Raw genomic sequence first — 13,342 nt, 5'->3', positions numbered from 1 at the left:
CGCTCAGGTGAAGGGCAGCGCGTCGCTGGCCTCGATGATCTTTCCCGGATTCAGGATGTCGCGCGGATCGAGCGCGCGCTTGATCGCCGCCATCGCGCGGATCCCGGCGCTGCCGTATTCCTCGACGAGGTAGCCGCGCTTGCCGTAGCCGATGCCGTGCTCGCCGGTGATCGTGCCGCCAAGCGCGATGGCGCGGCGCGACAGGCGCGCCAGAAGCTCGTCGACATTGGCCTTCTCCTGCGCGTTGTCGGGATCGAAGACGACGCAGAGATGGAAATTGCCGTCGCCGACATGGCCGCAGATCGGAGCGGTGACGCCGAGTTCGGCGCAATCGCTTCGGGCGAGCGCAATCGCCTCGGCCATCCGCGATACGGGAACGCAACTGTCGGTGGGAATGCCCTTGGCGCCCGGGCGCAGCGCGATGGCCGCCCACCAGGCATCATGGCGGGCCTGCCAGATCCGGGCGCGGTCTTCCGGGCTCTGCGCCGTCTTCACGTCGAGCGGTTCGAAATCGCCGGCGATTTCGATGATCCAGGTCATCTGCCGGGCGACGGTCTGCGGGTCGCCGGCGCATTCGAGAATGAGCGTGTCGCCGATCGTCAGGCCGAGCTTCGAATAGGCCTCCACCGCCGCGATCTGCACGTCGTCGAGATATTCGATCCGCGCGATCGGCAGGCCGGAGCCCATAATGGCGATCGCGCAATCGATCGCGGCGGACGAGGAGGGAAAGGCGATCAGCGCGGTCTCCGTCGCCTCCGGGATCGGATGCAGGCGGATCGTGGCGGAGACGATGACGCCCAGCGTACCCTCCGCGCCGACGAACATCTGGGTCAGGTTGTAGCCGGCCGAGGACTTGCGCGCGGCGCTCGCGGTGCGAAGCCGGGTGCCGTCAGCCAGCACCACATCGAGCGACACGACGTGGTCCTTCATCGTGCCGTAGCGCACCGCGTTCGTGCCCGAGGCCCGCGTCGAGATCATGCCGCCGATCGAGGCGTCCGCCCCCGGGTCCACGGGAAAGAACAGGCCGGTATCGCGCAGATGCGCGTTTAGCATCTTGCGCGTCACGCCGGGCTCGACCACGCAGGTCATGTCGGCCGGGCTCACCGGACCGATGGCGTTCATGCGCGAGGTGTCGAGACAGATGCCGCCGTTGAGCGCCGCCACATGGCCCTCGCAGGACGAGCCCGTGCCGAACGCGATAACGGGAACGCGATGGGCATGGCAGGTGGACAGGATGAAGGCGACCTCGTCGGCGTTTTCGGGAAAGGCGACGGCGTCGGGCGGATGGGGCGGCAGATAGCTCGCATCCTGGCCATGCTGCTCGCGCACGGGGCGGGCGGTGGACAGGCGCTCACCGAGCCGCGTGCGAAGGGCGGCGAGAACGGTTTCGAGCGCATCCGTGAGAGGCTGCCGCGAGGATTGTTGTTGCAGGGGAGCGGGGCTCGTCATTGAACGCCCCCCAGACTCGCATCGGCGCGGGTCCGCGTGCCGGTCGCGTGCATCGGAAACACGCCGAGAATGGCGTGGCGGGTTGAGTGCCGGGCAAGAATGTCGATCGCCTGGCGGACGTCGTCGCGTTCGGGATGGCCTTCGAACTCGCATAGAAACCGGGTGGCGACGAACTGGCCGTCGACCAGATAGCTCTCCAGCTTGGTCATGTTGATGCCTGCGTCGGCGAAACCGCCCAGGGCGCGGAAGAGAGCCCCCGGTGCGTTGTGCAGCTCGAAGAGCAGCGAGGTCAGGATGTCCGGCTCGTGCAGCGCGGGAACGACCGGATCGCGTGCCAGCACGTAAAAGCGGGTCATGTTGACGGGGTTGTCCTCGATATTGCGCTCAAGGATCGTCAGGCCGTAGGTCCGCGCGGCGAGTTCGGAGGCCACGGCCGCGTCCGCCTCCTCCCCCGCCCGCCTGACGAGAGCCGCGGCGGTGGCGGTGTTGCTTTGCTCAACCGCCGCGAGCCCGCGCGCGGACAGGAAACGGCGGACCTGATTGAGCGCGACCGGATGCGAATGCACTCGCCTGATCTGGTCGAGCGAGCGGCCCGCCGGCGCAACCAGATGCAATTCGATGGGCAGGAAGATCTCGCCGACGATCGTCAGGCCGATCTCCGACGCCATGCCGATCTCGGGCAGAAGCAGGTGGATGTCGGGCACGCGCCCGGCGAGAAGGTTCTCGCATGGCAGCACCGCGGCCTCCGCCGTGCCCGTCCGCACCGCTTCGATGACCTGAAGAAGGCTGTCGCAGGCGATGGCGCGGGCCCGCGGAAAAGCCGCGCGGCAGGCGATGTGGGCAAAGGCGCCGGCGCTGCCGTGATAGGTCACGACGGCGGGAGCGAACGGCCTTCGCACGTCCCTCGCCTGCGCGCCCTGTCCCCTTACGCCTCCGGGCCCGCTCACCCGTCCATGACCGGCCCCAAGCGATTTCAGGGCGGGGTTGCGGGCATCGTTGCGGATCGGGGCCCCGTTCCCCGGCCGACAAATGGCGCTCGGCAGGTCGGGCCGCGAACGCCGGCGCGTGCCGGCATCCCCGCAAACGACCCTTTCGCGAAGATGTCCGCCGGAATTGCTGCCCGTGGTGTTGCGGCTTGGGCGCATGGTGAGGATCCTCGTCGTCATCTCTCAACCATGGGTCGGGCGGACCGCGCACATGACGGTCATGGGCCACATCAGGGCCCAGCCGGAGGTGGTCTCGCTCACGCAGAGGTATCGGTCGGCCGCCTCGAAACAGTCCTCGGCCGTATAATCGGGCTTGGCGGAGAACAGCAGCTGCAGGAAGCGGCCGATATCCTCGCGTCGTGCAAATTCCCAGGGGGTGATCACCTCGTGAAAGACGGGCTGGCCCCAGCCGGTGAGCAAGCACAGGCTCTCGGCGAATTCATGCGAGAGGAAAGCCACCTCGTGGCCGGTGCTGCAACTGCGTGCGATGAAGGCGTCGAAGTATCGCGCCAGCGGCGTGCCGGCGAAGATGTCGGCGATGACGAGGCGGGCACCGGGACGCGCAACTTGCGCGAAGCGTGTGAAGGCGGCGGTCTTGTCGGTGACGTGATGGATCGCGCCCCGGCTCCAGAGCGCGTCGAAGCCGTCGAAATTGATGTCGAGCGTGTCGGCGGAGGCCGGAACGACGCGGATGTTGCCGTACTGGCTTCCCTCTTCCAGTTCGCGAAGCTGGTCGGTAGAGGGGTCGCTGGCGACCAGAAGCCCGTTCGGGCCGACGCAATCGGCGATCGCCTTGCTGAAATAGCCGTTGCCCGCGCCGACCTCCAGAACGCGTTCACCGGGAACCGGGTTCAGAAATCGCTTCATGCAGGCAATGTCCGGGCGCCACGCGTCGGCATAATCCGACAGGGCGTTGCGATAGTCCGAAGACCGCTTACCCATGAATTCCAATGATTTGGTGTCTATTTTCGCATCGGCATACATCACGATGGTCCTTCTGGTCGTAGCAGGGGGGTGACCGCTCGAAAGTACGGTTCTGCGGGGTTTCCTCCGTTCGTTGTTGGCCGCCCGCGCCTGGGAGCGGGCGGCAGTCGCAATCATCCTTGCCTGGCATCCTTGCCTGAACGGCACGCGTGTCGCGGTTTTCGCCGGCTTGCCGCAAAAGGCGGCCGTGGACGTTGCGCGCGCATGAACATCGATCATGTCTGGCACGTCCGGACGGCGATCGCGTCTGCGCACGGGCATGTTGCCGATTTCAGCCGAGGGGCCTGGCGATGGGCCTGGCCGAAGGCGTCAGGTCATCAATTCGACACCGCAAGACGCAACGTAATTAGCATATTACTAGCTTGTCAATTGCAGTTTGCAATTAATTATTGCGCTGCAAAATATTTCAGCAAACGCCCGAAAAAATGTCAGGGGTCGGGGGATTTTGCAGGCAGGCGGCACGGCGTTCGCACGTTTTGGAGCACGGCTTCGACAGCGGGCCGTAAATCCGCCGGTCAGCCGGAATGGGCCTGCGGGCAGGCAGGCGGCGTTGGCAGCCAATCCGGAGGCATTGGCGCCGAAGTCCCCGCGGCAATCGGCTCCAATCGCCGCTGGGTGGAAGTTCAGTGGCAGGTCACAGACGCAATAAGCCTCATCCGGTTCACAGGGGCGCTTGGAAACGGCTTCACGCCAGCGATGAAGGGCTTTGAGGTCCTCTCCCAGAAACAGACGGGGGTTTCCTTAGATGAATGGCAGACCGTGGCGATACCAGTGACCGACGGTGTTCCGGCTCACGCCGCCATAGATGCGCTGCATCCCTTCAGTCGATAAAGCCTGTTGCCGCAAGCGGGTCCTTGTAGTTTCTGCGGGATCTTGCAGAGGCGCCCTGTTGCCGCCTCCCAGATCTTCTTGTCGCAAGCCAGGATCTCGCTGCCGCGCCAACGGGGCATGCCGGCGGCAACCTTGACCAGGCTTGGAAATTCTTCTTCGGGAGCTGGATTGATCGAATGTGTTGGCCTGGAAGCCTGAGACGTACGGGAAGTGTTGCCGAGGTCGCCGAAGAGCGTCGGCTCATCATCTGAACGCATGGATCATCCGTTCCTTCCCCCATAAGGGGAATTCGAATTGGATGAGCACTCCTGCGCCCTGGCCAGCCTAATGATTATTGTCGAATACGATATCTTCCGACATGAAAGAGGCTACCGAGTCGCCGGATGTTCTGCAAGTGTTCTCGTGTTGAAAAATCGCCGGTGGATATACGCAGGTGCGGAAAGCTTGAATCTCGTGATGTGCCGCAAGGCGCCAAGAAAATAAACGCCAATAAAATCAATTGGATACAAGCGTAAGTGGCGGAGAGAGAGGGATTCGAACCCTCGAGACGGTTACCCGCCTACACACTTTCCAGGCGTGCGCCTTCGACCACTCGGCCACCTCTCCGTCTGCAGGCAAAATCGCCGGATCCTGCAAAACTGCGAAGCATCGCTTCCCGGTTTTTGAAGATCGGCGAAGACACGTTGGGAAGCACAGAATCTCTTGCGTCGCAACCAATGCCCACGGGAGGCGCAATATAGCGATCAACGGCTTGAACGCAAGGGCCTAAAGATAGGATTTGTGTATTATCGGCAAGGGGCTACTTCGGGCTGAAAATCCCGCGATTCCTCCGCGCACACCCTCGTGATCCGACCGGCCATTGTCGTATGCTTGGGAACGGACTATTTCACGAAAGTCCTCGGGGGCTTTTCGATGGTGCGGTTCAAAACGTGTTGCCGGGCCGCGCCTCGTTGAGCCGTTGTCGGTCGCAATGTGCGCCCCCCAAATTTGCCGGAGCAGTCGATGCTGTCGTTTCTTTCGCGTTTCGTTGGAATTCTGCTTGTTGCCGTCGCTCTCGTAACAGCGGTTATCGACGGGACGAAATCGATCGCAGCCTCTAAACTGGTCACGACACCGCTCGGCTGGCACTGGTTCGAGTTCTTTCCCGAAAGCCTGAACGCCGCCCAGGCGGGTGTTCAACGCCACGTGGCACCATGGCTTTGGGACCCTGTCATTCAGTGGATTCTTCTGTTGCCAACCTGGGTTGTCGCCGGTGTGCTCGGTGCCCTTTTCGTATGGCTTGGTTCCAGGCGGCGGCGCAGGCGCATCGGTGTGGCATGAGACCGCGGCCAGCCGGATATGGCCGGCGCCAAGGCGACCAAACCCACCCGTTGAGTTTCCAAGGAGCTTAGGATGAGCCTGTTCGATGCTTTGGGCCCAAAAGGCCGCCTTCCGGCCCCGCGTGAGGTTCTGAGCGGCCGGGACGAACCGATACCGACCGCGGCGACCCATCAGATCAGCGGCCGCCCGCTCGCCGGTCCCTATCCCGAAGGGAGCCTCGGCCTTCTCGTCGGGATGGGGTGTTTCTGGGGCGCGGAACGCATCTTCTGGCAGCTCGACGGGGTGTGGGTAACGGCCGTCGGCTATGCCGGCGGGCAGACGCCCAACCCGACCTACGAGGAGGTCTGCACCGGCACCACCGGACATGCCGAGGTCGTCAAGGTCGTCTTCAAGCCGTCACGGATCCCGCTCGAACGTCTGCTTTCCGTATTCTGGGAAGGGCATGACCCCACGCAAGGAATGCGGCAGGGCAACGATGTCGGGACACAATACCGCTCCGCCTTGTATTTGCCTGGCGATGAAGCGCTCGCTGTTGCGCGTGCATCGCGTGACGCTTATCAGGCGGCGCTCACGGCTGGCGGACTGGGTCCGATAACCACCGAAATCGCGCCCATGCCCGTGTTCTATTTTGCCGAAGGCTATCATCAGCAATACCTGGCGAAGAACCCGAACGGCTATTGCGGCATTGGCGGGACAGGGGTTGCCTGCCCCGCGGGGCTCGGCGCATAGCCACGCTCGGTTGACTGCATGGCGACCGCGCCTCGATCGCTCATCGCCCCGGCGTGGCAGCTGCCCGGGCGATGAGGAGCGGTTGATGATACGCGCTGTGTCTGACCTCAGCCGTGTGAGTTGCGGACCGGCCTACTTCTGCTGCTGAAGACCGTGATCGCGCATGACAAGGGCCGCCAGTTCTGCCGAATGCGAATAGTCGACGGCCTTCGCCCGGTAGGCGCTGAAGGAGGCGTAAACCTCCTTGGCAAGCGGACTGGCGGAAGCGATATCGTTGAGCACCTTCTCCGATTCCACCGCAAGCGCGCTGACGATCTCGGGCGAGAAGGTGCGCAGCTTCACGTCCGGCTTGTCCAGCAGGGGGCGGAAGCTTTCCGCGTTGTGGAAGGTGAAGTCGGCGAGCGCTTCCATCGCCGACGCCATCGCGGCGCGCTTGACGATTTCCTTCAGATCGTCCGGCAAGGCGTCCAGCGCGGACTTGTTGACGATCAGCTCAAGCGCCGGTCCGATCTCGTGGAACGCGGGCATGTAATAGTAGTGCGCGACCTTGTAGAGACCGAAGGCCAGATCGTTCCACGGGCCGACCCACTCCGCGGCGTCGATCGTGCCGGCCTGCAAGGCGGCGAAGATCTCGCCCGGCGGCAGCAGCACGACGTTGACCCCAAGGCGCCGCATGACGGTGCCGCCAAGGCCGGCGATGCGCATCTTCAGACCTTTGAAATCATCGAGAGTGTTGATTTCCTTGGCGAACCATCCGCCTGCCTGCGGTCCTGAAGAGCCGGCGAGGAACGGGACGACGCCGAACGGCTCATAGGCCTGGTTCCACAATTCCTGGCCGCCGCCGAAATAGAGCCAACCCGCATGCTCTGCGGCTGTCAGGCCGAACGGGACGCCTGTGAAGAAGTGGAAAGCCTGATCCTTGCCCTGCCAGTAGTAGGGTGTTGCGTGACCACATTCGGCCGCGCCCGACGCCACCGCGTCGAACACCTCGAACGGCGGCACGAGTTCCCCTGCGCCATAGAGCTGGACCGTCAGTCTGCCGCCGGACATGGCGGTGATCATGTCGGCAAGCCGCTGGGCGTTCATTCCGGGCCCCGGCGATCCTTTCGGCCAGCTCGTGGCCATCTTCCAGGAAATCTGTGTCTGGGCGCGGGCGACTGCGGGGGCGGCCAGAACCGCCGCGGCACCGCCGCCGACGCCGGCGATCAGCGAACGGCGGCTCACTCCCCCGGGGCGCTTGGAGGCCCCTGCTTGTCCGTCTTTGCGCATTTGACTGGCTTCGTCCCGTTTGTCATGGGTCATTGAAATGTCCTTGTCGAGCAACTCTGCCGCAGCATCCTCCATCTTCGCCGGCATGCGAGCCCGTGCAACGTTCGTCGGGCGGCGAAGGGTTAGCAGAATTCGCTTTCCTCCGGTCTGTGTCAACTGGCGCCAGATCGCATTTTCCTTTCCGGAACAGTCTTCTGCGGGGGCTTGCGCAGCCTCGTGAGCCAGGAAAGCTGCCGCTTCCCGACAGGAGACGGGGCGGAAAACTGCGCATCCTGAAGGATTGGCAAATATTATTTGATATTAGGTATTTGTGACGATTAGTACTAACTTAAATATCTCTACGTAAGAATGGTTCGCATGGAGCGTGCGGTAGAGGAAACGCTCATTGTGAAAATGCGCGATTGGTTCTTCTTTTTGGTCTTTTGCACTGCCGTTGCTGTCGGGATCGTCATGATCGGGCTCGTTCCGAGATCGGGCGATCAGGTGGCGGTCATGGTGGCTCCGTGGCAATCGCCGTCCGCGGCGATGGAAGTCATTGCGGCGGCGGACGGCCGGTTCGTGCGTTCCGGTTTCGCCGACTGGATCGTCGTCGCGTCATCCCCACGGCCGGATTTTGTCAACCGCCTCTATACGGCTGGAGCATGGATCGTTGCCGATCCCGCGGCCGCGGGGGCCTGTCTTGTAGAACAGAGAGCATTTTGATGAGTGAGAACGTGCAATCCGATTCCCGTCCGACCTCGCTGGATGCCCTGCGTCCGCAATTCGCCCGGGCACTCGTCGGCATCGCCTGGTTCAACGTCGTTCTTGTCATCGCGGTCGCATTCTACCACGATGGCGGGCCGGATATGGCCATCTCGGTCATGGCAATCGCGCTCGGCACGGCGACGACCTTTTCCTGGATGCGCGATGCCACTGGCCTGATGACGCGATTGGTCTCCGCCGTCTCCATGGCGGCGATGGTCAGTCTGCTCGTGTTCGCGCTCGCTGGTGGTGACAGCGCGGCGTCGTTCCAGATCGACGCGCACATGTATTTCTTCGCTGTCATGGCGATGTTGGCCGGTTGGGTGGACTGGCGCGCACTGGTCGCCTATTCGGCGATCGTCGCCATCCATCACCTGGTTCTTAATTTCCTGTTTCCCTACGCCGTCTTTCCCGACGGGGCCAATTTCCTGCGGGTCGTCGTCCATGCGTCGGTCGTCATCATCGAGCTTGCGGTTCTCGTCTGGCTCGTGGACAGGCTGACGAAGGCTTTCGCGGCATCCAAGCTGGCGGTCGATCAGGCGACCGATGCGCGCTCGCAATCCGCGACGCTGCTGGAAGCGGAGGAAGCACGCGGGGCGCAGGAGCGACAGAAGCAGGCGCATATCACCGCGCGCATCGAGACATTCCGAGGCGAGATCCGCGAGCGGCTGGATGCGATCATGGCACGGACCCAGACCATGAGTGGCACGGCCGATACGCTTTCGGGCGTTGCGGACAATACGTCGAGGCGCGTCATCGATACTGTTACCGTATCCGATCAGGCCTCGTCCAACGTCCAGACGGTGGCGAGCGCCGCGGAAGAGCTGTCCGCTTCCATCGGTGAAATCCGCAGACAGATCGAGAAGACCACCGGCGTCGTCGTCAAGGCGACGCAAGGTGCGCGCACGTCGAACGAAAAGGTCGAGGGCCTTGCGGCCGCGTCGACCAAGATCGGCGAAGTGGTCGGGTTGATCCAGGCGATCGCGGAGCAGACCAATCTTCTGGCGCTCAATGCCACCATAGAAGCGGCGAGGGCGGGGGAAGCCGGCAAGGGGTTCGCCGTCGTTGCGGCGGAGGTGAAGGATCTCGCAACCCAGACCTCCAAGGCGACGGAGGAAATCAGCGCCCAGATCTCCGCAATCCAGGAATCCACGGTCGATGCGGTCAAGACGATCGGTTCGATCAGCGAAACCATGGAAGAGGTCAACAGCTACACCGCCTCCATCGCGGCGGCGATGGACCAGCAGGGCTCGGCGACCAGCGAGATCTCGCAAAACGTCGCCCAGGCGGCCGGCGGCACGCGTCATGTGGTGGAGACGATCTCCAGTCTGCAGGGGGATGTCGGCGAAACGACCAGGTCCGCATCCGATGTGAAACGGGCGGCCTCTGATGTGGCCAGCCAGGCGTCCGCGCTCAACGAAGCTGTCGACGCTTTCCTGAAGGACGTCGCTGCCTGACGCGACATCCCGCGCGAAACCGAAATGGGGGCTCGGCGTTTATCGTTGGGCCCCTTTGCGTCGTCCGCTCCTGGCGGGCCTTCCGAACCGCACTGGCGCTGGCGCCGGGATGCGAAGCCCGCCTTTGCTTCCTATATGATGATCATGATGGAACCGCAGCGCCTCAGTCCGACCGTCCGCAGACAGCACAAACTCCTCAACCTGTTGCACACATGGCTGCTTGCCGGTGGCAGTCTCATGCTGCTCGCCGTATGCGCCTGGGCACTGGCCGGGCTGGAGGGCGTGGTATGGGTCACGATCGGAGGCGCGCTCTCCCTGTATTTCGCTTCCAACGTATCCCCGAAATTCGTGCTGAAGCTCTATCGCGCGCGCCGCCTGCCGGAGCACGTCTTTCCCGAAGGCCACGACATCATCCGCGAGCTTTCTGTCCGCGCGGATCTTCCGGCCGCACCTGAACTCTATTTCGTGCCGAGCCGGATGCTCAATGCCTTTACGGTGGGTGGGCGCGAGGATGCTGTGGTCTGTGTGACGGACGGTTTGCTACGCCAGCTTTCCCTGCGCGAATTCGCCGGCGTGATGGCGCATGAATTGAGCCATGTCGCCAACGGCGATATCCGCGTCATGGCACTTGCCGACGTCGTCTCCCGCATGACCAGCTCGATGTCGATGATCGGCCTTTTCGTGTTGCTCTTCAATTTGCCGATGCTGGTGTCCACCGGCACCGGGGTGCCTTGGCTGGGCATTCTGCTGCTTCTGGCGGCGCCGACCGTCGGCGGTCTCCTGCAACTCGCCCTGTCGCGCACGCGCGAATACGACGCGGACCTCGATGCGGTCGCGTTGACCGGCGATCCGGAAGGGCTGGCGGCGGCTCTGGTAAAGCTCGAGAAGATCCAGGGGCGCATGTGGGAGGCGATGACACTGCCGGGCTCACGGATCCCCGAGCCCTCGCTGCTGCGCACGCATCCGACGACCGAAGAGCGCGTGCGCCGGATCATGGAGCTGGTTCCCGGCGCCGGCGGGCGCGATCGCTATCCCGATCAAAAGGCCAAGGTGGGCCGGTCGCTGGTGCCTTCGGTGGGAAGGCCGCGCATGCGTGTGCGCGGCCTTGGCCATTGGTATTGAAGAACTGCGAGCCGGCTCAGCTCCTGAGCGAGCCGCCCGTCGCCTTCTCCACGCCTGCGACGATCTTGGCCGCGATGGCTTCGATGTCCTCTTCCGTCAGCGTCTTCTCCACCGGCTGCAGGGTGACGTCGATCGCGATCGACTTCCTGCCTTCCGGCACGCCCGTCCCACGATAGACGTCAAAGACGTTCACGCTCTGGATAAGGGTCTTTTCTGCCGAGCGGGCCGCTCGCAGAACCTTATCCGCCTCTATGGTCTCGTCTACGACGAAAGCGAAGTCGCGGCGCACCGGCGTCAGTCCGGAAATCGCAAGCGCGCCCTTGCTTCGGCTGGCCTTGCCCTTGGGCTGGGGGACGGCATCGAGATAGACCTCGAAAGCCACCAGCGGCCCTTCGACATCGAGCTTCTTCAGCACCTTGGGGTGCATCTCGCCAAATGACGCGAGCACGTTCTTCGGGCCAAGGCGAAGCGTGCCGGAGCGGCCGGGATGATACCACTCGGGCGCCTCGGCAAAGACCTGAAGATTGTCCGTCGGTGCGCCGATCGCCTCCAGAGCCGCAATCGCGTCGGCCTTGGAATCGAAGACGGAGACGGTCGGCGCGGAGGCCGACCAGTGTCGTCCGGCGCCGGCCATGACCGCGGTGCCCCGGCGCACGCCGGCAGCCACCATCTTCTGATCCTCGCGCCGGTCGCCATGAAAGACCTGGCCAACCTCGAACAGCGCCACGTCGCCGTTGCCGCGGTCCGCATTGCGCTGGGCAGCGGAAAGAAGGCCCGGGATCAGGCTCGGCCGCATGTCCGACATGTCGCTGGAGATCGGGTTGGCGAGAACGACCTCCGCCTTGCCGCCACCGAAAGCAACGGCATGATCATGCGGAATGAACGACCAGGTGACCGCCTCGTTGAGGCCGCGCGCGGCCAGCATGCGGCGCGCCTTGTTGCGCCGGACCTGGCCCGTTGTCAGCACTTGCCGTCCCACGGTGTCGAGCCGTGGCAGAGCGGTCGTCGGCACCTTGTCGACGCCGACGATGCGCATGACCTCTTCCACGAGATCCGCCTTGCCCTCGATATCGGGCCGCCAGCTCGGCACGGCGACCTTCCAGATCGATCCGGTTCCCGACACCCAGAAGCCAAGGCGCGTCAGTACCACCTTCATCTCCGCCGGCGAGACCTCGAGGCCCGACAGCCGCTTCACCTCCGAAAGGGGGAAGTCGACGATGTGATCGTGGTCCGGCACCTCGCCCGTGATCGTCATGTCGCTCGCCGTGCCGCCGCACAGATCGATGACGAGACGCGTAGCCTCTTCCAGCCCCTGAATCATGAATGCGGGATCGACGCCGCGCTCGAAACGGTAGCGGGCATCGGAATTGAGGCCGAGCTTGCGCCCGGTCTGGGCGATGTTGATCGGCTCCCACAGCGCCGATTCCACCAGCACGTCGGTGGTCTCTTCCGAACAACCCGACATCTCGCCGCCCATGATGCCGGCAACTGACTCAAGGCCCTTGTCGTCGGCGATGACGCAAATGGTCTGGTCGACCGCGTATTCCTTTCCGTCAAGCGCGAGTACCTTTTCGCCCACGCGTCCCCGGCGCACCACGAGATCACCCGTCACCTTGGCCGCATCGAAGACATGCAGCGGCCGGCCGCGATCGTAGGTCATGTAGTTGGTGATATCGACCAGCGCGTTGATGGGCCTGAGACCGATCGCGATGAGACGCTGCTGCATCCACTTCGGGCTTGCCCCGTTTTTCACGCCCTTGACGAGCCTGAGGCCGAAGGCCGGGCACAGCGAAGGCGTGTCGCCGAAGGCGAGCTTCACGGAAACGGGGCAGGGGCCATTGCCATGCACCGGCTCGCGGCGCGGCTCGATCAGCTTGCCGAGGCCCGTCGCCGCCAGGTCGCGCGCAACACCGTGCACGCCAAGGCAATCCGAGCGGTTCGGCGTGATCGCGATGTCGATGACCGGATCATCGAGCCCAGCCCACGCGGCATAGTTTGCTCCGACAGGAGCGTCCTCGGGCAGGTCGATGATGCCGTTGTGCTCGTCGGACAGCTCCAGCTCGCGCTCCGAGCACATCATGCCGAAGCTTTCAACGTCGCGGATCTTGCCGACGGAGAGCGTGACGTCGATGCCGGGAACGTAGTCGCCCGGTCGCGCCAGCACGCCGACGAGGCCGGCGCGCGCGTTTGGCGCGCCGCACACGATCTGCAACGGTTCGCCGGTGCCGGCATCCACGGTAAGGACCTTCAGCCGGTCGGCATTGGGATGCGGCTTGGCCTCCAGCACCTTGGCGATATGGAACGGCGCGAGTTTCGCGGCCGGGTCGATGACTTCCTCGACCTCGAGGCCGATCATCGTCAGCGTCTCGACGATCTCGTCGAGCGAGGCATCCGTTTCCAGATGATCCTTGAGCCAGGATAGGGTGAATTTCATTGGATCGCTCTACTCGCGGA

Annotated in this window: 12 protein-coding genes and 1 tRNA gene; 6 read left to right on the top strand and 7 right to left on the bottom strand. The window is 63.8% G+C overall.

Annotated elements, in window-relative coordinates:
* Window positions 1-3: 3 nt before the first annotated feature.
* The 3 genes from C8N35_RS02985 to C8N35_RS02975 form a co-directional block, all read right to left on the bottom strand.
* A complete protein-coding gene (locus C8N35_RS02985; RefSeq protein WP_107988112.1) occupies window positions 4-1,449 on the bottom strand; it encodes an FAD-binding oxidoreductase in 1,446 nt (481 codons plus the stop codon).
* Entirely contained in the window at window positions 1,446-2,348 is a 903-nt protein-coding gene (locus C8N35_RS02980) for a prephenate dehydratase domain-containing protein (protein WP_210203372.1), read from the bottom strand. The genes C8N35_RS02985 and C8N35_RS02980 overlap by 4 nt, the downstream gene beginning before the upstream one ends.
* 270 nt (window positions 2,349-2,618) lie before the next feature.
* On the bottom strand, window positions 2,619-3,377 hold the full coding sequence (locus C8N35_RS02975) for a class I SAM-dependent methyltransferase (protein ID WP_281261770.1): 759 nt from the start codon (window positions 3,375-3,377) through the stop codon (window positions 2,619-2,621).
* 246 nt (window positions 3,378-3,623) lie between these two features.
* Here C8N35_RS02975 and C8N35_RS23545 point away from each other — a divergent pair, with 246 nt between their 5' ends.
* A complete protein-coding gene (locus tag C8N35_RS23545) occupies window positions 3,624-4,250 on the top strand; it encodes a hypothetical protein (protein ID WP_146177336.1) in 627 nt (208 codons plus the stop codon).
* Here C8N35_RS23545 and C8N35_RS23540 read toward each other — a convergent pair.
* The gene (locus C8N35_RS23540; protein WP_146177335.1) at window positions 4,211-4,507 is read right to left on the bottom strand and encodes a hypothetical protein; all 297 of its coding nucleotides are present in this window, start codon (window positions 4,505-4,507) and stop codon (window positions 4,211-4,213) included. The genes C8N35_RS23545 and C8N35_RS23540 overlap by 40 nt on opposite strands.
* Window positions 4,508-4,766: 259 nt before the next feature.
* Window positions 4,767-4,856, bottom strand: a tRNA-Ser gene (locus C8N35_RS02970).
* Between the two features lie 396 nt (window positions 4,857-5,252).
* On the opposite strand from C8N35_RS02970, the gene C8N35_RS02965 reads away from it, so the two are divergent.
* Complete coding sequence (locus C8N35_RS02965) at window positions 5,253-5,570, top strand: hypothetical protein (RefSeq protein WP_107988110.1); 318 nt, start codon at window positions 5,253-5,255, stop codon at window positions 5,568-5,570.
* Between the two features lie 72 nt (window positions 5,571-5,642).
* Window positions 5,643-6,299, top strand: a complete 657-nt coding sequence (gene msrA, locus C8N35_RS02960; protein WP_107988109.1) for a peptide-methionine (S)-S-oxide reductase MsrA — start codon at window positions 5,643-5,645, stop codon at window positions 6,297-6,299.
* Between the two features lie 132 nt (window positions 6,300-6,431).
* On the opposite strand, the gene C8N35_RS02955 is transcribed toward msrA, so the two are convergent.
* Window positions 6,432-7,601: a TRAP transporter substrate-binding protein gene (locus C8N35_RS02955; protein ID WP_245926637.1), complete on the bottom strand. Its 1,170-nt coding sequence runs from the start codon at window positions 7,599-7,601 to the stop codon at window positions 6,432-6,434.
* A gap of 324 nt (window positions 7,602-7,925) precedes the next feature.
* Here C8N35_RS02955 and C8N35_RS02950 point away from each other — a divergent pair, with 324 nt between their 5' ends.
* From C8N35_RS02950 to C8N35_RS02940, 3 genes are all read left to right on the top strand, one after another.
* Entirely contained in the window at window positions 7,926-8,270 is a 345-nt protein-coding gene (locus C8N35_RS02950; RefSeq protein WP_146177334.1) for a hypothetical protein, read from the top strand.
* Window positions 8,270-9,766, top strand: a complete 1,497-nt coding sequence (locus C8N35_RS02945; protein ID WP_107988107.1) for a methyl-accepting chemotaxis protein — start codon at window positions 8,270-8,272, stop codon at window positions 9,764-9,766. The genes C8N35_RS02950 and C8N35_RS02945 overlap by 1 nt, the downstream gene beginning before the upstream one ends.
* Window positions 9,767-9,910: 144 nt before the next feature.
* A complete protein-coding gene (locus tag C8N35_RS02940) occupies window positions 9,911-10,888 on the top strand; it encodes a zinc metalloprotease HtpX (protein WP_107989040.1) in 978 nt (325 codons plus the stop codon).
* 16 nt (window positions 10,889-10,904) lie between these two features.
* On the opposite strand, the gene pheT is transcribed toward C8N35_RS02940, so the two are convergent.
* Window positions 10,905-13,322: a phenylalanine--tRNA ligase subunit beta gene (gene pheT, locus C8N35_RS02935; protein WP_107988106.1), complete on the bottom strand. Its 2,418-nt coding sequence runs from the start codon at window positions 13,320-13,322 to the stop codon at window positions 10,905-10,907.
* Window positions 13,323-13,342 lie beyond the last annotated feature (20 nt).

It is taken from the genome of Breoghania corrubedonensis (assembly GCF_003053845.1).
GTDB classification, from domain to species: domain Bacteria; phylum Pseudomonadota; class Alphaproteobacteria; order Rhizobiales; family Stappiaceae; genus Breoghania; species Breoghania corrubedonensis.
Note: the sequence above shows the minus strand (reverse complement) of the source record. Positions and strands in the feature narration are given on the sequence as shown.

Excerpts from the sequence above, each read along its gene's own strand:
- C8N35_RS02940 (WP_107989040.1), top strand. The coding sequence starts at position 9,911 with ATGATGGAACCGCAGCGCCTCAGTCCGACCGTCCGCAGACAGCACAAA.
- C8N35_RS02965 (WP_107988110.1), top strand. The coding sequence starts at position 5,253 with ATGCTGTCGTTTCTTTCGCGTTTCGTTGGAATTCTGCTTGTTGCCGTC.
- C8N35_RS02950 (WP_146177334.1), top strand. The coding sequence starts at position 7,926 with ATGGAGCGTGCGGTAGAGGAAACGCTCATTGTGAAAATGCGCGATTGG.
- C8N35_RS02975 (WP_281261770.1), bottom strand. The coding sequence starts at position 3,377 with ATGGGTAAGCGGTCTTCGGACTATCGCAACGCCCTGTCGGATTATGCC.
- C8N35_RS23545 (WP_146177336.1), top strand. The coding sequence starts at position 3,624 with ATGAACATCGATCATGTCTGGCACGTCCGGACGGCGATCGCGTCTGCG.
- C8N35_RS02945 (WP_107988107.1), top strand. The coding sequence starts at position 8,270 with ATGAGTGAGAACGTGCAATCCGATTCCCGTCCGACCTCGCTGGATGCC.
- C8N35_RS02985 (WP_107988112.1), bottom strand. The coding sequence starts at position 1,449 with ATGACGAGCCCCGCTCCCCTGCAACAACAATCCTCGCGGCAGCCTCTC.
- msrA (WP_107988109.1), top strand. The coding sequence starts at position 5,643 with ATGAGCCTGTTCGATGCTTTGGGCCCAAAAGGCCGCCTTCCGGCCCCG.
- pheT (WP_107988106.1), bottom strand. The coding sequence starts at position 13,322 with ATGAAATTCACCCTATCCTGGCTCAAGGATCATCTGGAAACGGATGCC.
- C8N35_RS23540 (WP_146177335.1), bottom strand. The coding sequence starts at position 4,507 with ATGCGTTCAGATGATGAGCCGACGCTCTTCGGCGACCTCGGCAACACT.
- C8N35_RS02955 (WP_245926637.1), bottom strand. The coding sequence starts at position 7,601 with ATGACCCATGACAAACGGGACGAAGCCAGTCAAATGCGCAAAGACGGA.